This is a genomic window from Mucilaginibacter phyllosphaerae, assembly GCF_004378255.1.
In the GTDB taxonomy this organism is placed as follows: Bacteria; Bacteroidota; Bacteroidia; order Sphingobacteriales; family Sphingobacteriaceae; genus Mucilaginibacter; species Mucilaginibacter phyllosphaerae.
Genome location: NZ_SNQG01000002.1, coordinates 20404 through 39728, shown reverse-complemented (window position 1 = coordinate 39728; position 19325 = coordinate 20404). Strand labels below are relative to the sequence as shown.

Below are 19325 nucleotides of genomic sequence, written 5' to 3'. Positions count from 1 at the left end.
CCCTTTCCTGCTCCCCCTTCAGGGGGCTGGGGGGCTAATAATTCAAATTTGGCCCTAACCAACGTTCCACAGTATCAACAGATAAGTTTTTCCTGACAGCATAATCCGCTATCTGATCTTTACTTATTTTATTCAAGCCAAAATACCTTGCCTGCGGGTGCGAGAAATAGAACCCGCTTACCGATGCTGCCGGTGTCATGGCCAGGCTTTCGGTAAGGTGCATGTGGGCATTCTCTTCGGCGCTCAGTATCTCAAACAAAGTTGTTTTTTCAGTATGATCCGGGCAGGCAGGGTAACCCGGTGCCGGGCGGATGCCCTGATATTCTTCCTTGATCAGTTCAACCGTATCTAAATGTTCGTCTTTAGCGTAACCCCAGTATTCCTTACGTACCAGTTCGTGCATTTTTTCGGCAAAGGCCTCGGCAAAGCGGTCGGCAATGGCTTTGGTCATGATGCTGTTATAATCGTCGTGGTCGGCCTCAAATTCAGCAACCAGCTCGTCGCAGCCAATACCGGTTGTTACGGCAAAGCCACCGAAGTAGTCGGCCACGCCGCTCTCCTTAGGCGCCACAAAATCCGACAGGCCATAATACGGCTCTCCTTTAACCTTTTCGTTCTGCTGGCGCAGCGTATGGATGCGTGTCAGCAAATGCTGGCGGGTTTCATCAGTATATAATTCAATATCATCTCCCACGCTGTTGGCCGGCCAAAAACCAATCACGCCGCTTGCACGCAATAGCTTTTGGTCTACAATGCGTTTCATTAATGCCTGGGCATCATCAAATAGCTTTTTAGCTTCGTCGCCTACAAACTTATCGGCAAAGATCTTAGGGTAACTGCCACGCAACTCCCAGGTATGGAAAAATGGTGTCCAGTCAATATAAGGCACCAGTTCTTCCAGCGGGTAGGCATCAAAAACTTTGGTGCCGGTAAAGCCTGGTGCCGGCGCAACCATCTTCAGGTCTATCTGGAATTTTTGTTCGCGGGCCTGCTCAATGCTTACAAAGCGTTTGTCGCTTTTTTTGTTAGCGTGTGCTTCGCGGGCTTTGGTATATTCGTCTTTGATGTTTTGGATGTAGCTGTCGCGGGTATCACGATTCATCAAGCTGCTGCAAACGGTTACACTGCGTGATGCATCCAGCACGTGGATGGCTGCACCCGAGTAATGCGGCGCCACCTTTACCGCCGCATGGATGCGCGAGGTGGTTGCCCCGCCAATAATCAGCGGAATAGTAAACCCTTCGCGCTCCATCTCTTTGGCAAAATGTACCATCTCATCAAGCGATGGGGTAATTAACCCGCTTAGGCCGATGATGTCTACTTCCTGTTTTTTAGCTTCCTCTATAATGCGCTGGGCAGGCACCATCACCCCAAGGTCTATCACCTCGAAGTTGTTACAAGCCAGCACCACGCCTACGATGTTTTTGCCGATATCGTGCACGTCGCCTTTTACGGTGGCCATTAATACCTTACCCGCATTAGCCCTGCTGCCACTGCTGTCTTCACCGGCATCTATAACACGCTGTTTCTCCAGCTCGATATACGGCAACAGGTAAGCCACCGCCTTTTTCATTACACGGGCAGATTTTACCACCTGCGGCAAAAACATTTTACCGGCACCAAACAGGTCGCCTACTACGTTCATGCCATCCATCAGGGGGCCTTCAATCACCTCTAAAGGCTTGGCAAACTTCTGGCGGGCCTCTTCCACGTCATCGTCCAGGTATTCGATGATACCTTTTACTAAGGCGTGCGACAATCTTTCTTCCACCGTACCCTTACGCCATTCCTCATCACGAACGATCTCTTTCCCCTTACTTTTGATGGTATCGGCAAATTCAACCAGGCGCTCGGTGGCATCATCGCGGCGGTTTAGTAAAACGTCTTCTACCAGTTCCAGCAGGTCTTTAGGGATCTCCTGATAAACCTCCAGCATCCCGGCGTTTACGATGCCCATATCCAGCCCAGCCTTAATAGCATGATACAGGAATGCCGAATGCATCGCCTCGCGCACCACATTGTTACCGCGGAACGAAAAGGAAATATTACTGACCCCACCGCTCACCTTGGCGTATGGCAGGTTTTGTTTTATCCAACGGGTAGCCTCAATAAAATCTACCGCATAGTTATTATGCTCTTCCAAACCCGTTGCTACGGTCAGGATGTTCGGGTCGAAGATAATATCCTGCGGCGGGAAACCCACTTCTTCAACCAGGATCTTATATGATCGTCCGCAGATCTCCTTGCGGCGCTCCAGCGAATCGGCCTGTCCGGTTTCATCAAAGGCCATCACCACGGCAGCAGCGCCATAGCTCAGGATCTTGCGGGCATATTCCTTAAATTTCTCTTCGCCCTCTTTAAGGGAGATGGAGTTTACAATACCTTTTCCCTGCAGGCATTTTAACCCGGCTTCGATAACCGTCCATTTAGATGAATCGATCATGATGGGCAGCTTGGCAATATCCGGCTCGCTGGCAACCAGGTTCAGGAATTTCACCATTACCGCTTCCGAGTCTATCATCCCCTCATCCATATTAATGTCGATCACCTGCGCACCGCCTTCTACCTGCTGCAGGGCAACGGTAAGGGCAGCCTCGTAATCTTCGGCCAGGATAAGTTTAGAGAATTTGGGCGACCCGGTGATATTGGTACGCTCGCCTATATTTACAAAGTTGGTTTCGGGGGTAAGGGTAACGGCTTCCAGGCCGCTTAAGCGCAGGTATGGCTCAATGTCAGGTAATTGCCTTGGCGGGTATTTAGCAGCCCTATCGGCAATACATTTAATATGATCGGGCGTGGTGCCGCAACAACCACCCACAATATTTACAATGCCTGCCTTGATAAAATCATCTACCTGATGGGCTGTTTCGTGCGGGGTTTCATCATATGCGCCAAACTCGTTAGGCAGGCCGGCGTTAGGATAAGCAGATATAAATACGCCTGCCTTTGCAGAAAGTTCCTCTAAGTGGGGCCTCATTTCGCGGGCACCTAAAGCGCAATTCAAGCCTACCGATAACAGGTTAGCATGACTGATAGAATTCCAGAAAGCCTCTACTGTTTGGCCGGACAAAGTACGGCCCGATGCATCGGTGATGGTACCTGAGATCATGATACCGCCACTATCACGGAAGGCAGGGTAATCTTTACCTGCTGCTTTACATTCGTCTTTATAGCGCTGGATAGCAAACAGCGCTGCTTTAGCATTCAGGGTATCAAAAATGGTTTCTACCAGCAGCACGTCAGATCCCCCATCTACCAAACCGCGCACCTGCTCATAATAGGCCTGGGCCAGGTCATCAAAGGTAACGGCGCGGTAACCCGGGTCGTTCACATCGGGCGACAAAGACGCCGTACGGTTAGTTGGCCCAACTGCACCCGCCACAAAGCGTGGTTTCGATGGGTCTTTTTGAGTGTACTCGTCGGCCACTTCGCGGGCTATGCGGGCGCCTTCGTAGCTTAATTCGTAATCAAGCTCTTCGAGGTGATAATCGGCCAGTGATATTTTTTGCGTGCTGAAGGTATTGGTTTCGATGATATCCGCCCCCGCATCCAGGTACTCGGCATGGATAGCCTTGATCACATCGGGGCGGGTAATATTCAGCAGGTCGTTATTGCCTTTCAGGTCTGATGGATGGTCGCGGAAACGCTCCCCGCGAAAATCCTCCTCGGTGAGCTCGTACCGCTGTATCATGGTACCCATAGCCCCGTCAATAACCAATATCCGTTTCTGTAATTCTTTTCTAATATCCATTGTTGAGATGTGAGATAGGAGATAGGAGTTGTGAGACAAGGAAAAACCATTACTCAAAACTCAATTCTCATATCTGATAAAACAAGGTATTATTGTGACAATGAAAAGCAGTAGCTATCTCCAATCTCACATGTAATATCTCCAATCTAAATGTAGCTTATCTCGAAAAGTCGGGTATAATATTGACTTTCACTTATCTGTCCCCGGTTGTTCTGTTAACCGGAGTAGAATGTAGCACCTTGTTAAGTAACAGGTTGCTAAGACATCGCAGGGTCTAATCCCTCCGTCTTTCTCCATAAGCGTTACAAAGATGAATAATAATGTTGTAAAGTGCAAACGTATTTAATGGCAGCCATCTGTAATTAATACGGGGGTTAAAAAATCGTACTCATCGTTTTTTAACCACATTGCATTTTTACAACAGGCAGGTACAAATCAGGGCACAATACCAAAAGAGGATTTTAATGATCACTACAGCACCATAGCCCTATCGGGCAAGTGTAATGCCCGACAGGTAAAAATGATGCACATAATAGATTCAGAAATCCCCCTCTAAATCGTATTAATCAGAGTTTTTTTTTTCGTCCTCCCATACAGAACCAAAAACGTATGATTTTTTATTGCACACGTTACACGAGTATCGTTTTATAGGGAGCCAGAATAAAGTGGCCTTCATCAACGCGGGCCTTCGGGCCCTGTTGGCTAGTTTACCCCTGCCGCAATGCGGGCAGGTCTTTTTTTGTTTTGTTTCCATTGTAGGGGTATTAAATGTTAACAATTAATCAATAATTATATCATATTTTTAAGCAGCTATTTTAGCAATAGCCTCTATCATTGCCAGCTTGTTTACCGGCTTGGGTAAAAAAGCATTAGGGCAGGTTTGGTTAGCCTGAGTTAATATATCTGCTGATGTTACTGACGATTGAAATATAAACGGAATATGTAAATGATGATTAATATATTGTGCAAGGTCAATCCCGTTCTCTTTTCCCTGTAACATTATATCTGTTATGACCAGGTCAACACTCATTGTACCAAGGTCCGTTACTGCCTTGGTATAATTTGATGCTGTGCCGCAAACCGTATGGCCCATATTTGATATTATTTCCCTTAAAGCCAGGGCTATTAAAGGGTTATCTTCTACAATATAAATATACAATTTTTGCATCAGGTAAATTTAGCTCTATCTATTATTTGAGTGCTTGTTAATTGGTTTAATTAATATGATAAAGTCCTCAAAGATGGGTGATAAACAACATTTCAAAGAATTTTAAGGGTGGACAAAATCAAGACAAATGCTTTTATAGCTTCTTTTTTAGCATTACAGGCTATTAACAACATCTTCCAGTTCCTCACTCTCTAAAAGTTCCATTTTTTTGCGCAGGCGCTGCTTGGCTTTTTTAACACCATCAATCGTTATCCCCAGCATAGCAGCCATTTCCTTATTATTAAGTTTTAATTTAATAAGTGCCAATAGCCTTACATCTGTGCCGGATAGGTTACCATACTGGTGCCGCAGGTTATAAAAAAATGTAGTGTGTACTCTCGAAAATAGTTTTTTAAACTCTTCCCAGTTCTCCTCCGTCATGATGTGGGCCTGCATCATCTTATCCAGGTTAACGGCTACATCCGTATCGCTAAATTGCCCTTTAACCTTTTCCAGCTCGGTTTTAAAACTCTCTATCAGGATATTTTTTTGTTTAAGGTTTTCGGTGTACCCGTTTAAAGACAGGCTGGCATTCTGAAGTTCTTCATCAAGCCGCCTTTTTTCAGATTCCATCAGCTCCTTATCCTTTTTAGCCTTAAGCCTTTGCCTGTTATAGATCAAAGCAGTTATGATCACCAAAAGCAATAGCACAGTAATGATGGTATTTTGCTTAAAAGCGTTTAGCTGCGCGCTTTTTTTAAGGTTATTAAACTCCTCGCGGCTTTTTTCCATCACCCACTGCATCTTTACACGCTCAATGGCCGCAACATTATCCCGCTTGGATACGCTATCCCTCAGTTTTTCGGATGTGTTACGATACCGGGTGGCATCAGCTACATGATCCAGCCTTTCGCTGAGTGTTGTTTTAAGTTCATAATACTGCACACGCTGTGTAAGTACGTTCTCGGTGCACTTCAGCAAGATCTTGTCTGCCGTATCCAGGCGCATGCCGGCTAATTTAAGTTCGCTGTAGTCAATATTTATTCTGATCAAGCGCAGCAATGCTATGGCCGAATTAAGCTTCTGTTCATACTTTAACGATTGCCTGTAATCATCTTCTATTAAGGGCAAAGCCTTACCATACCGGTGCTGCAAAAAATAAATGGACCCGATATTGCCATTGGCTATGGCTACCCAAGCGCTATCCTTAATAGCCTTTGCCATATATAGGGCATTATTAAAATAAGTTTCGGCTATGCTGTACTGGTTGCTGTTACGATAGGTAAGGCCAATAGTATTTACAATATTTATGCGTGTGCGGTTTACCTGCCGCTGATATTTTAAAGCCCGGCGCAGGTTTTCGCGCGCATTATCAAAGTCACCTACCGAATAATAAAAGATCGCGGTTTCTGAAAATATATTGCCCATTTCGGGCACGTTATCAAACCCAACCTCGCGCAGGTTCTCTTCAGACAGCAGATAGTACCTGCATGCTGCCGAATTATATTTGTAAAGAAACAGATAATTGGCTTTGCGATGCTGATATATGCCCGTTTCCAGCTGCATATCCTCGCCTTGTGCAAAAGCAATGGCCTTATTAAAATAAATATTACTTTTTAAATTATACCCTCTGTTAACCGAATAATAATCGGCACGCATATCAAATATGGCGCACTCCAGGTGCAGGTCTCTTAGTTGCCTGGCGATGGTTCGCATATCGTTCAGGCTGTGCATGGCGTCAGCCTCGCTCATTTTACGGCAATTGATGCGATACAGGGCCCTGGCCCCATCAACACGATGCGCGTCTACCGTATCTTTTAAGCTATTAAAAATGTGTGGTTTATATACCGGCGGGGGGCTGTATGCCGCAAAAGTAAGCAATGGCAAAAATAACAACCATATCATGATCGTAAAAAGCAACTTACGCTGCAAAATAGTTTTACGCTTTGTAATCAAGGCTTAAAAAATTAATTATTAAGTAGGGGTGATACTTATGCGCAAAAGTAATTAAAGCTGGATAATATCATATAAAAATCATTGGCTGATTTTAGCCCAAATAGGAGTAACACCTGTGGTTTTAAAACTATACAGGGGCGGTTGGTTCTTGTATCTGTGCGAGCGACAGCGGTACCAGCTTTTTTGTTTTTAACCAGGTAACAGATACGATCAGCAGCGTCATGGTGCCGCCAAATATAACCGCCGGCACTGTGCCCAGTAGTTTGGCCGCCATACCCGATTCAAAATCGCCGATTTCATTAGATGAGCCAATGAACATGGAGTTTACCGCCGATACCCTGCCCCGCATATGGTCGGGCGTTAAAAGCTGCATAATAGTACCCCTGATAATTACGCTTACGCTATCAAAAGCGCCCTGTAAAAACAGGAACATAAGCGATACATAAAATATATTTGATAAACCAAACCCGATGATAGAGATGCCAAAGCCCGAAACTGCTATCAGCAAATTTCGCCAGGGCTTATTCATGGGCGAGAAGCGGATCATGACGATCATGGTTAATGCCGCCCCTAATGACGATGCCATGCGCATAATGCCCAGGCCTTCTGCACCTACCTTTAAAATATCAAGCGCAAATACGGGCAACAAGGCCACCACCCCACCAAAAAACACCGAAAACAAGTCGAGGCTCATGGCATAAAACATTATTTTGTTGGTAAAAACAAAGTTTAAGCCCTCTTTTAAACTCACCCAGATATTCTCTTTCGGGATAAAAATGGGCGGATATTCGCGCAGCAGGTAAACCAACACCAATGATCCCAGCATAAATATCAGCGTTAACGCAAATGTTGCGGTTATACCCGTTAGACCGGGGTAAAAATGATGCGCAAACCCATAAATAAACCCACCGGTTAATGGCCCCAGTATAGATGCAACCTGCCAGCTGGAACTGCTCCAGGTGCTGCCGTTGGGGTAAAGTTCTTTGGGGATGCTTTGTGCGTAAATGGTAAAAGTGGCCGGGCCATAAAAAGCACGGGCAAGGCCATTACAAAAAATCATGGCGTATAAGATAGTCAATATGCCCGTTGTATGTAATTGCGATGCCACGTTGGTTAATGTGGTGATAAACATTACCAGCGATGATAAAAGTACGCCTGAAAATATAATAAGCAGCATTTTCCGTTTTTCGTACTTATCGGCAATGTAACCGCCATACAGGGCTATCCCTACAGCCGGGATAGCTTCGCTTAAGCCAATAAACGCCAGCGCTATTTTGCTGTGTGTTAACTGGTAAATATAAAAACCCAAAACTACGGTTTGCATTTGGTAGGCAAACGTAAAGCAAAAGCGCATACCAATGTACGACCGGAAATCCTTGTATCTTAAGGCTGCAAATGAATCTGTTTTGGGGGTGGAATTTCCGTCGTCTGGCACTTTGGTAGTATGTTAAAAAGTGAGGCCGCAATTTACAATTGAAAATTGCGGCCTCAAAGTTAAATTTTAAAAGTTTAAGCCATGCTGGTCTATCAGGTAAACCAATGCGGTAATGGCTGCAGCGCCTAACTCCAGCTCCCGTTTATTTACGTTTTCAAAAACATCGTTAGGCGTATGGTGAATATCAAAATAACGCTGCGAATCGGGCCTGAAACCGATCAGCTTTATGGATGGGATAGCCTCTTTTAAAGGGCCGATATCTGTGCCGCTGCCACCGGCGGTTAACCTGTCGGCCTCATAGGGTTCTAAAAGGCCCTTCCAGCTTTTGTTAATTTCTTTCAGGAATTTGGGTGATGCATCTTCAAAGCTAAAGCCGCGGGGGGTAAAACCACCCTCGTCTGTTTCAATGGCTGCAATGTGCTCCTCTTTATCTGCTGCGGCCTGTTCGGTATATTTAATACCACCTTTGTGGCCATTCTCTTCATTCATAAAAAATACCGCACGGATGGAGTTTTTAGGTTTATAGCCCGTTGCCTTAATTATCCTCAATACTTCTACAGATTGCATTACGCCGGTGCCATCATCATGCGCGCCCTCGGCCAGGTCCCACGAATCCAGGTGGCCGCCAACGGTGATGAATTTATTGGGGTTTTCGCTGCCTTTAATCTCTCCTATTACGTTGTATGATTTTACGTCGGGCAGGGTTTGGCAGCTTTGCTTAAGGTAAAATTTAATCAACGGCAGTTTACGCAGTTTCAGCATATTGCTGAGTTTATTGGCAGCTAATGTTGATATGGCTGCCGCCGGGATCTTTTTACCACTTTCGGCATAAACGGTACCGCCGGTGTGCGGATAATCATCCAATGCCGGGGTTATTGAGCGTACGATGGCGCCAACCGCACCATATTTTGCCGCTGCCGCCGGCCCTGCAAAGCGTTGTATGCCGGCTGCACCGTAACCGGCACCGGTTTCGATAAAACGCTGATCGAACGGGCCGTTAAAGAAAACAATTTTGCCCTTAATAACGCTTTCGCCCAGTGCATCTAATTCTTTCAGGCTGCGCACCTCTACAATATTGGCGGTGATGCCTGAAGCCGGTGTACCTACCGACATGCCCAGGGCAGCAACCGGTACGGCTATTTTATTTTTACCATCCATGATATAGGCTTGTTCTTTTGCGCCGCGCACCCAATGCGGTACCATTACTTCCTGCAGGTAAACCCGGTCAAAACCGTAGCCTTCCATCAGTTTTTTACTCCATTCTACAGATTTTGCCGCGCCTGCAGAGCCGCTTAAACGCTGGCCTATCTTTTTGCACAGGTAGCGTAAATTATCGTAACATTGGCCCTTAACCAGTGCTTCGTCATAAAACCGGCGGATCTGTACGGAATCCTGCGCCTGCGAACTGATGGCAGCGCCTGCTAAAAAGATGGAAAGAAGTAAGAATTTTTTCATGTTTAAAAGCGTTTAAGCAAATGTAATATTTGCTGCGCGTTTTCATGAATGCATCAGGATATTTTATCCCAGCTTAAACCGGCATTGTTTACCTGGAAAGCGAGGTTAAGGATCTGATTTTCCGGCGCGGCCAGTTGGGGGTCTTTCTCAAAGATGTCTATCACACAATTACGGGCCTGCTGCAGTATCTCCTGGTCGGTGGTCAGGTCGGCAACTTTCAGGTCCAGCACACCGCTTTGCTGCGTGCCTTCAATATTGCCGGGGCCGCGCAGCTGCATATCTGTTTCGGCAATCTCAAAGCCGTTGTTTGTTTTTACCATGGTATTTAAGCGGATGCGGCCATCATTGCTCAGTTTTTCTTTACTCATGAGTATGCAGTAAGATTGGTCGGCACCACGGCCAACCCTGCCGCGCAGCTGGTGCAATTGCGACAGGCCAAAGCGTTCGGCATTTTCGATGATCATTACCGATGCATTGGGTACATTCACCCCTACCTCTATCACGGTAGTGGCAACCATTATTTGTGTTTCGCCTTTTATAAAGCGCTGCATCTCAAAATCTTTTTCGGCGGCCTTTAGTTTACCATGCACAATACTGATGCGGTACTGGGGCAACGGAAACTCGCGCGACATCGTTTCGGTGCCATCCATCAGGTTTTTCAGGTCGAGCTTCTCGCTTTCCTGTATCAGCGGATATACCACATAAATCTGGCGGCCCTTAGCAATTTCCTGCTTCATAAAGCCAAACATGCGCAGGCGCTGGGCTTCATAATAGTGCGAAGTTTGGATAGGCTTACGGCCTGCGGGCAATTCATCAATTACAGAAATATCCAGATCGCCGTACATCGTCATGGCCAGCGTACGGGGGATGGGTGTAGCCGTCATCACCAGGATATGCGGGGGCACAACGTTTTTACGCCAAAGCTTGGCGCGCTGCTCTACCCCAAAACGGTGCTGCTCGTCAATAACCACCATGCCCAGGTTTTTGTATTGCACCTTATCTTCTATCAGCGCGTGCGTGCCTATCAGGATATTCAGTGTGCCATTCTCCAGCTTTTCGTGAATAACTTTACGGGCTTTGTTAGGTACCGACCCGGTTAACAGGGCCACCTCTACAAACCCTTCGCCTACCAGGCTTTTTATAGTTTGATAATGCTGATTGGCCAGAATTTCGGTAGGGGCCATAATGCAGGTTTGGAAACCGTTGTCTACCGCTATCAGCATACTCATTAAAGCCACAACGGTTTTACCGCTGCCCACATCGCCCTGCAGCAGGCGGTTCATTTGAACACCACGCTGGGTATCTGTACGGATCTCTTTTAGCACCCGTTTTTGCGAGTTGGTTAACGCAAACGGTAATTTATGATGATAAAACCCATTAAAGTAATGGCCTACTTTATCAAACACATTGCCTTTGAATTTTTGGGTACGCGCCAGTTTATTTTTTAACAGTTTTAACTGCAGGAAAAACAGCTCCTCAAATTTTAAACGGTATTGTGCCTCCTTCAGTTGACTGGCATCGTTGGGGAAATGAATGTTGCGGTAGCTTTGCTGCCTGCCTGCCAATTTAAAGCGGTTAAGGATGTAGGCGGGTAAATTCTCCTGAATATCTTTGCCCTGCTGCTCCAGCAATGCGGCAATTAATTTTTGCAGGCCTTTACTATCTAAGCTAAACTGCTTTAATTTTTCGGTTGAATTATAAGCAGGTTGCAGGGTTAAGTTGCCCTTTTGCTGCTGCACACCGGGTAAATAAGGCTCCATTTCGGGATGGGCCATCTGGGCTTTGTGGTTAAAAAAGCCGGGCTTGCCAAATATGATATACACCTTGCCGGGCACCAGCATTTTTTCGGCCCATTTTATGCCCTGAAACCATACCAGTTCAATTACGCCGGTATCATCATTAGCTTGTACAACCAGGCGTTTGGTGCGCTTTTCGCCAATAAGTTCTTTTTTGCTTACCCTTGCCAGTACCTGTACATAGGGCATATCAGGCAAAATATCCTTTATTTTATAAACCCGCGTACGATCTATATACTTATAAGGAAAATGCCTCAGCAGGTCTTCAAAGCTGTAAATCTGCAATTCCTTTTTAAGTACTTCGGCGCGGGCCAGGCCCACACCTTTTAAATACTCAATGGGTGTTTGAAAGTGCTGATTATTCAATTTTTAATAATATCAGGGCTTTAAGGCAATTACAGATATCTCTACATTAACACCTTTAGGCAATGCCGATACCTGTACGGTTTCGCGCGCAGGGAAATCAGCAATAAAATAAGAGCCATACACCTCGTTAACCTGTGCAAAAGTTTGCATATCGGTTAAAAATATGGTGGTTTTAATAATGCTGTCAAAACCTATACCCGCTTCGGTTAATATCGCTTTCAGGTTTTCCATCACCATCGTAGCTTCATCGGTTATGCCGGTGGTAACAATATCACCTGTTTTAGGGTTTGCGGGGATCTGGCCGGATACATATAGTAAACCATTGGCAGCAACTGCCTGGCTATATGGCCCTATAGGTGCAGGGGCATTACTGGTATTGATAATCGTTTTCATGATCGTGAGGTGTTTGGGGGTTACTTTTTAAGAAAAAACCACTGGATAAGTTTCCAGGTGATGCCGATTAAAAACATGCTGATGGCAATGGCATTAATTACATGCATAACCTTCAGGTTAAAGCTGGTGGGCCTGTTGGGGTCTTTTTTTCTAAAGAAGTACATAACACAAATTTAATAAAAAAAAGAAAGCCCCCCGAGTTATTCGGGGGGCTTCTTAATAATATTTAAGTGATATTATCTTTGTTTGAAAGCAACACGACGGTTAGCAACGCGTCCTTCTTCAGTTGAGTTATCAGCAATCGGGTTAGTTTCACCGTAACCTTTAACTTTTAATTTTGATGCAGCAACACCAGAGTTAACTAAGTAAGTTTTTACAGAGTTAGCACGGTCACGTGATAATGATAAGTTGTGAGCAGCAGTACCTTCAGATGAAGCGTAACCATCGATCTCAACAGTTTTACCAGATGAACGTAAGTCTGCTGAAGTAGCATCTAATACAGGGTAAGAAGAAGTTCTTAACACTGAGCTATCAAATTCAAACTGGATGTTTGAGTAAGCAGCAGCTGTAGAAGCAGTTGCAGTTGAATCAGCTTTAGGGAATACGATAACGCAACCAGAGCCATCAACAACGCTACCAGCAGGAGTGTTAGGGCATTTGTCAAACTGATCAGATACACCGTCACCATCAGAATCTTTCTTAAGATCAGTAACTGCGTTTTCAACGTTAGTTACACGGCCTTTAAGGGCTTCAACTTCCTGGCGTAAAGCAGCATCGTACAATTCGTCGTACATCATAGCTACAGGGTTAACCCACTCTAAGCTTGGTTTTGAGCTTGAACCCAAAGTGAATTCAAGACCACCGTAACCGTAAGAGTAATGATCTTTTCTGTTGTTACCAGTAGTAACACCATCAAAGTTACCACCATCAATAAAGTTTTGAGTGTAACCGAAGTTTAAAGCAACCGCGTCGCTTAAACGGAATTTAACACCTGCACCAATTGGGATAACTAATTCTTTAACGTATTTGTCTGTACCAGCGTTACCACCTGCAACACCATCTTTAAAATCATATGGTACGCCAGTTGGAGTGATACCAGTTGGGTTGTATAAAGCTAAACCGGCACCTGCTGTAACGAAGAAGTTAACAGAGTTTTTGCGACGGATAAAGTCGATAGTTGCAACGTTAACAACACCGCTTAAAGTAGCTTGCCAAAATTTGGTAGTGTAGTCGCCTACGTTAGGGGCATTGTCGCCAGATACTTTACCACCGCGTAAATCTAACTGTAAACCAAAGTTGTGGCCCAGTTGATCGCGGATAGAAAGGCCGTAACCTAATTCAATAACTTTGTTCCTGAAATCGTTACCACCGCCTGTAGCAAGTGTTTGTGAAGTTGCGCCAGCGTTTAAGCCGATGCTCCAGGTTTTGTACTGACCCCTACCGCCAAATACTTTGGCTGTAGTTGCTGTAGATGACATTGTTGTGTCTGCGGTCATTGTGGTAGTAGTTTTTGCAGTAGAGTCGGTCTGCGCGCTAACCACACCAGCAACCATCAGAGAAGCAAATGATAATGCTACTGATTTTCGTAATGTAGAATAATTCATAGTTTTAAGATTAAACGATTTAATTGTGATTTTTTTCAAAATTAGTAATTATGTTTGAAACAAATACCAAATCTTGTTCCAAAATTTATAATATCTACTACAATCAGTAGAAATAAATTGTTTTCATAAAAATTAATATTTTATAGTTCATGAAATATCTACCCGTTAACGAACAGTTATTTACAATTAATAGAAAAAATTTCGTTTCGCGATTAAAATCAAACTCTATAGCTATATTTCATGCTAATGACGAGTATCCGAGGAACGGCGATCAGTCTTTTATTTTTAAACAAAACCCCGATTTTTTCTATCTAACAGGTATCGATCAGGAGCAAAGCATCCTTGTTTTGTACCCCGATTGTCCTAATCAGCAATACAAAGAAGTACTTTTTTTAAGACAAACCAATGAGCATATTGCCATTTGGGAAGGACATAAATACACTAAAGACGAAGCGAGGAAAGCATCGGGCATACAGAATATTTATTGGCTGCACGAGTATGACGGCATTTTGCATACGATCATTAATTATGCAGATAACATCTATATAAATACCAACGAAAACGACCGTTACACACATACGGTACCCTACCGCGACCTGCGTTTTTTAGAAACGCTTCGCCAAAAATACCCGCTGCACCATTACGAAAGATCGGCGCCTATATTACGTGATCTGCGTGTTGTTAAATCAGAAATAGAGATTGCATTAACGCAAAAAGCGTGTGATATAACCAGGGATGCATTTATACGTGTACTAAAATTTGTACAGCCAGGCGTAACAGAGTACGAAATTGAGGCCGAAATAACCCACGAGTTTTTAAGGCAGCGTGCTACCGGCAATGCTTATAACCCTATTATCGCATCGGGCAAAAACGCCATTGTGCTCCATTATATAGATAACAACCAGGTTTGTAATGACGGCGATGTGATACTGTTTGACTGGGCAGCCGAATACGCCAATTACAATGCAGATATGAGCCGCTCGATACCGGTTAACGGCCGCTTTACTAAAAGGCAGCGCCAGGTGTATGATGCCGTACTGCGTGTACTGCGCGCATCAACCCAAATGCTGGTAGCCGGTACCGTATGGAACGATTATCATGAAGAGGTGGGCAAACTGATGACCGGCGAATTGATTGACCTGGGTTTGTTGAAGAAACATGAGGTAGATAAGCAGGACCCTAAAGCGCCTTTATATAAAAAGTATTTTATGCACGGTACATCACATCACCTGGGTTTAGATGTGCATGATTATGCCAGCCGCTACAAGCCTTTTGAAGTAGGTAATATACTAACCTGCGAGCCGGGCATCTATATACCAGAAGAGGGCCTGGGCATCCGTTTAGAGAACGATATATTGATAACCAAAGATGGTAACCGCGACCTGATGGCTGCTATACCGGTAGAAGCGGACGAGATAGAAGAAATTATGAACTCGAAATAGTGCGTGGTTAATTAGGTGAGTGGTGATTAGTTAATCATTCACTTAATTAATTTAGTTTAACTACTCACCCAGGTAGTTGGCGGCAAACCGGTACATATTAAAATCATCATAAGTTAAAGCTTTGGCAAGATCCTGCCGAAGCTTTTTTTTATCGATACCCGCCATTTTATTTTGCTGTATAATATTGTATATCTTTTGTGTAAGCAGCAACTCGCGGCGGCTGTTTTGGGGTTGCGGGTTTAACAGGATAAAGTTTGTTACAGCATCTATGCCTTCGTTTTTTGATGCTACGGTTTTAAATATGGGTAGTTTAGCATCCTTATTTTGCTGCAAGATTTTTTTGAGGTTGTTGATGAACAGGTCGGCGCCATCGCGGTCGGCCTTGTTAATGATAAAGGCATCGGCAATTTCCATCAGGCCCGATTTGATGTTCTGGATCTCATCGCCTGCTTCGGGCACCAGCATTACAAAGGTAAGGTCGGCCAGGCCGGCAATCTCTACCTCTGATTGCCCCACGCCAACCGTTTCAACAATAATATGATCGAACCCTGCCGCTTTAAGCACGTCGGTCATCTCGATGGTTTTTGCAGACAGGCCGCCTAATGAGCCGCGTGTGGCCAATGACCGGATAAAAACATCCGGATGGTTAAAATGCGAAGCCATCCGGATCCTATCGCCCAGTAAAGAGCCGAAGTTAAAAGGCGAGGTAGGGTCTATAGCCAGCACGGCCACTTTTTTGCCCTGCTGCACCAGGTTATTTATAATAGCATTTACCAGTGTACTTTTACCGGCGCCCGGCGGCCCGGTAATACCGGTAACCGGCGTATCGTTACTAAAAGTAAGGCTTTTTAAAAGATCACCGCTGCCGGCCAGGTTGTTTTCAACAATAGTTAACGCCCGCGCAACCGACCGGAAATCGGCGCTATCGGGTTTAATATGTTGAGTTGCACTGGTCATCGTATGCCTGTAAAGAAACAAAAATAAGCCCTAATTAATCAACACATAATAATATAAAATGGGCGGCTACAGATAATTATATTTGCAGCAACATATACCTTATATATTAATGAAGGTTTCGGGGTTTACATTTATACGTAATGCTGTTAAAAACGACTATCCTGTTGTGGAGTCCATCACATCAATACTACCCGTATGTGATGAATTTATTGTGGCATTGGGCGATTGTGACGACGATACCGAAAAACTGATCAATGCTATCGGGTCGCCAAAAATAAAGATCGTGCATACCATTTGGGATAGCAGCGTGCGCAATGGCGGTAAAGTTTTTGCCGATGAAACCGATAAAGCCTTTAATGCCATAGCTGCGGATAGCGACTGGGCATTTTACATACAGGGCGATGAGGTAGTGCATGAAAAATACCTGCCGCTGATAAAGCAGGAAATGCAGGATAACCTGGCTGATGTAAAAGTTGAAGGCCTGCTGTTTAAGTACCTGCATTTTTATGGCTCGTATGATTATTACGGGCACTCGCGCAGGTGGTACCGCCGCGAGATACGGATCATCAGGAATAATAAGGAGATCCGATCGTACCGCGACGCACAAGGGTTTAGGTGGGCCAATAACCGCAAAATACAGGTAAAACTTATAGATGCCTGCATTTACCATTATGGTTGGGTAAAACCACCTGCAGGCCTGGCAAACAAGCTGCGCAATTTTAACCTGTTTTACCATAATGATGAGTGGATGGCGCAAAACCTGCCCGAAACTTTTACATTTGATTACAGCCACAAAAACCCCGACAGGCTGGTACATTTTACCGGCACACACCCGGCAGTAATGCAAAAGCGGCTGGCGGCCACCAACTGGAGCCTGGATATTGACCTGAACGAACTGGATAGAAAAATGAGCTTTCGCCGCAAGTTATTACAAAAAATTGAAGACCTTACCGGCTGGCGTATCAGCGAATACAGGAATTATAAAATTGTTAAATAAGTATTTTGCAAATCTCAAAAAAAAGCATCTCTGTTATTATCCCTAATTATAATGGCCGCAAACTATTAGAAACGTATTTGCCCTATACTTTAACGGCTATTGAAAACGCCGGTGTGGTTTACGAAATTATTTTGGTGGATGATGCTTCGACGGATGAATCTGTTAATTATTTACTTGAGGCATATCCGCAAATTAAGGTGCTGGTTAACCCCCAAAACAAGGGCTTTTCTTATTCCTGTAACCAGGGTATAGCAGCAGCCCGGCATGAGCTGATATTATTACTAAATTCTGATGTGATGCTAACACCTGATTACTTTGAGCATCAATGGCAATACTTTATAAATGATGATACCTTTGGGGTAATGGGCCGGATTATAGATATGGAAGGCGACCATATACAGGATGCTGCACGCGTACCTAAGTTTAACGGCTTAAAATTAAAAACCGATTACTTTTATTATACTGCAGATAACAATGCTTGGTTATACACTTTCTATCTATCGGGTGCAAATGCATTAATAGATGCTGAAAAGCTAAAAAGTATCGGTGGTTTCTATGAAATATTTTCTCCGTTTTACTGCGAGGATATGGAGTTAAGTATAAGGGCGTGGAAACTAAGCTGGAAATGCTATTACGAGCATCAGGCGGTTTGCCGGCATCAACTGTCGGCCAGCACTAAAAATTATAAAACTGCGCGCTGGGTAAAAAGCATTTATTACCGCAACAGGTTTTATATGCATGCAATCCATTTAAACGGATTGGCATTGCTGGGTTGGTTTATGCAAATTACCTTTATTGATTTACTGCCAAAGCTTTTAATTGGCCAGTGGTATTTGTGGGGGAGCTATAAAGCATTGTTTAAAAACTGGGCGCAAATAAAGGAATATCGCCAAAAGTTGCAAAGCTTACTTGTTAACCATAACAGCAACGTAAGTATCTTTAAGATGATGGATATAATTAGGAAGGGTGTTAAAGGCAAAAACACAACGCGCTTTAAGCCCTAATTACAGGGTTAGCTTAAAAGTATATGATGTTTAAGAAAAAAAACTTACTTAGTAAACTGTGGTTGAAATTTACCGACAAACCGGCTTATAAAAAATATAAGTGGGAGATGATAAATTACAGGCAAACACAGTTTACAGATCATTTGATTGGCGATAATAAACTAAACAACGTCAATAAAATTCTGGATGCCGCCAAAGCTAACAAAAGCCTTAACCTGATACATAGTGGTAACGCCGGTGATATTATCTATGCGCTGGCTACCATTAAAAAAATAGGTGAGATTACTAATGTACCTGTTAACCTCTGCCTGAAAATTGGCAGGCCAAATCATTCACCCTTTTACAGTTCGCATCCGGTTGGTAATGTGATGCTTAACCAGGGCATGGTTAATAACCTCATCCCCTTAATTCAATCGCAGCCATACATTAATAATTGCGAGGTTTATACAGATCAGCCGATACATATTGATCTGGATTACTTCCGGTCGGGCACGGTACCGCTTAATGGTAATATAGCCCGGTGGTATAGCTATATAACCGGTGTAAGCCCGGTTTTATGGAAACCCTGGCTTACCATAGATGCTGATAAAAGCTATGCAGACACCATTGTAATGGCGCGCAGCGGCAGGTATCAGAACCGGGCAATTGATTATTCTTTTTTAAACGCTTATCCCAAAGTAGTATTTATAGGAATTGAAAGCGAGTATAAAGATCTGCTGCCCGTTATCCCTAATTTACAATGGAAGCCTGTTACTGATTTTTTAGAATTGGCGCAAGTAGTTGCAGGGTGCCGGCTTTTTATAGGTAACCAGTCGTTTCCGTTTTCGGTAGCAGAGGCGCTTAAGGTACCGCGCATCCTGGAGGTATCTTACGAAATAATAAATGTGGTACCCGAGGGTGAAGGGTCCCATGACTTTTTTTATCAGGAACATTTAGAATATCTGGTTAAAGAGTTAACCAACGAGGCTATTAGCGGGTTATTACCTGTAAAATAAAATACTTAAAAACACTTCAAATTATCT

General features: G+C 44.2%; 14 protein-coding genes and 1 riboswitch. Of the genes, 4 read left to right on the top strand and 10 right to left on the bottom strand.

Going from position 1 to position 19325, the window contains the following annotated elements; all coding sequences use genetic code 11:
• Positions 1-34: 34 nt before the first annotated feature.
• The 9 genes from metH to E2R65_RS05040 form a co-directional block, all read right to left on the bottom strand.
• Positions 35-3751: a methionine synthase gene (gene metH, locus E2R65_RS05075; RefSeq protein WP_134335418.1), complete on the bottom strand. Its 3717-nt coding sequence runs from the start codon at positions 3749-3751 to the stop codon at positions 35-37.
• Between the two features lie 190 nt (positions 3752-3941).
• Positions 3942-4053: riboswitch (SAM riboswitch) on the bottom strand.
• Between the two features lie 500 nt (positions 4054-4553).
• Positions 4554-4919, bottom strand: coding sequence for a response regulator (locus tag E2R65_RS05070; RefSeq protein ID WP_134335417.1), 366 nt, complete (start codon positions 4917-4919; stop codon positions 4554-4556).
• Between the two features lie 153 nt (positions 4920-5072).
• Positions 5073-6803: a helix-turn-helix transcriptional regulator gene (locus E2R65_RS05065; protein WP_134335416.1), complete on the bottom strand. Its 1731-nt coding sequence runs from the start codon at positions 6801-6803 to the stop codon at positions 5073-5075.
• 178 nt (positions 6804-6981) lie between these two features.
• Complete coding sequence (locus E2R65_RS05060; RefSeq protein ID WP_134335415.1) at positions 6982-8289, bottom strand: MFS transporter; 1308 nt, start codon at positions 8287-8289, stop codon at positions 6982-6984.
• 66 nt (positions 8290-8355) lie between these two features.
• Entirely contained in the window at positions 8356-9744 is a 1389-nt protein-coding gene (locus tag E2R65_RS05055) for a M20/M25/M40 family metallo-hydrolase (RefSeq protein WP_134335414.1), read from the bottom strand.
• Positions 9745-9797: 53 nt separating this feature from the next.
• On the bottom strand, positions 9798-11906 hold the full coding sequence (gene recG, locus E2R65_RS05050) for an ATP-dependent DNA helicase RecG (RefSeq protein ID WP_134335413.1): 2109 nt from the start codon (positions 11904-11906) through the stop codon (positions 9798-9800).
• A gap of 12 nt (positions 11907-11918) precedes the next feature.
• Complete coding sequence (locus E2R65_RS05045; RefSeq protein WP_134335412.1) at positions 11919-12299, bottom strand: RidA family protein; 381 nt, start codon at positions 12297-12299, stop codon at positions 11919-11921.
• A 20-nt stretch (positions 12300-12319) separates the two neighbouring features.
• Positions 12320-12463 (bottom strand): DUF6728 family protein, encoded by a 144-nt coding sequence (locus E2R65_RS19710; RefSeq protein ID WP_183500346.1) that lies wholly within the window; start codon positions 12461-12463, stop codon positions 12320-12322.
• A gap of 72 nt (positions 12464-12535) precedes the next feature.
• Positions 12536-13942: an OmpA family protein gene (locus E2R65_RS05040; protein WP_308472310.1), complete on the bottom strand. Its 1407-nt coding sequence runs from the start codon at positions 13940-13942 to the stop codon at positions 12536-12538.
• A 110-nt stretch (positions 13943-14052) separates the two neighbouring features.
• On the opposite strand from E2R65_RS05040, the gene E2R65_RS05035 reads away from it, so the two are divergent.
• A complete protein-coding gene (locus E2R65_RS05035) occupies positions 14053-15345 on the top strand; it encodes an aminopeptidase P N-terminal domain-containing protein (RefSeq protein WP_134335411.1) in 1293 nt (430 codons plus the stop codon).
• A 60-nt stretch (positions 15346-15405) separates the two neighbouring features.
• On the opposite strand, the gene meaB is transcribed toward E2R65_RS05035, so the two are convergent.
• Positions 15406-16302: a methylmalonyl Co-A mutase-associated GTPase MeaB gene (gene meaB / locus E2R65_RS05030; RefSeq protein ID WP_134335410.1), complete on the bottom strand. Its 897-nt coding sequence runs from the start codon at positions 16300-16302 to the stop codon at positions 15406-15408.
• Positions 16303-16411: 109 nt separating this feature from the next.
• On the opposite strand from meaB, the gene E2R65_RS05025 reads away from it, so the two are divergent.
• The 3 genes from E2R65_RS05025 to E2R65_RS05015 are packed head-to-tail and all read left to right on the top strand — an operon-like array spanning position 16412 to position 19298.
• Entirely contained in the window at positions 16412-17299 is an 888-nt protein-coding gene (locus E2R65_RS05025) for a glycosyltransferase family protein (protein ID WP_134335409.1), read from the top strand.
• A gap of 5 nt (positions 17300-17304) precedes the next feature.
• Positions 17305-18303 (top strand): glycosyltransferase family 2 protein, encoded by a 999-nt coding sequence (locus E2R65_RS05020; RefSeq protein ID WP_221229858.1) that lies wholly within the window; start codon positions 17305-17307, stop codon positions 18301-18303.
• 23 nt (positions 18304-18326) lie between these two features.
• Entirely contained in the window at positions 18327-19298 is a 972-nt protein-coding gene (locus E2R65_RS05015; RefSeq protein ID WP_134335408.1) for a glycosyltransferase family protein, read from the top strand.
• The last annotated feature ends 27 nt before the right edge of the window (positions 19299-19325 follow it).

Coding starts and splice junctions, on each gene's coding strand:
- metH (WP_134335418.1), bottom strand. CDS start 3,751: ATGGATATTAGAAAAGAATTACAGAAACGGATATTGGTTATTGACGGG.
- E2R65_RS05070 (WP_134335417.1), bottom strand. CDS start 4,919: ATGCAAAAATTGTATATTTATATTGTAGAAGATAACCCTTTAATAGCC.
- E2R65_RS05065 (WP_134335416.1), bottom strand. CDS start 6,803: ATGATATGGTTGTTATTTTTGCCATTGCTTACTTTTGCGGCATACAGC.
- E2R65_RS05055 (WP_134335414.1), bottom strand. CDS start 9,744: ATGAAAAAATTCTTACTTCTTTCCATCTTTTTAGCAGGCGCTGCCATC.
- E2R65_RS05045 (WP_134335412.1), bottom strand. CDS start 12,299: ATGAAAACGATTATCAATACCAGTAATGCCCCTGCACCTATAGGGCCA.
- E2R65_RS19710 (WP_183500346.1), bottom strand. CDS start 12,463: ATGTACTTCTTTAGAAAAAAAGACCCCAACAGGCCCACCAGCTTTAAC.
- E2R65_RS05035 (WP_134335411.1), top strand. CDS start 14,053: ATGAAATATCTACCCGTTAACGAACAGTTATTTACAATTAATAGAAAA.
- meaB (WP_134335410.1), bottom strand. CDS start 16,302: ATGACCAGTGCAACTCAACATATTAAACCCGATAGCGCCGATTTCCGG.
- E2R65_RS05025 (WP_134335409.1), top strand. CDS start 16,412: ATGAAGGTTTCGGGGTTTACATTTATACGTAATGCTGTTAAAAACGAC.
- E2R65_RS05015 (WP_134335408.1), top strand. CDS start 18,327: ATGATGTTTAAGAAAAAAAACTTACTTAGTAAACTGTGGTTGAAATTT.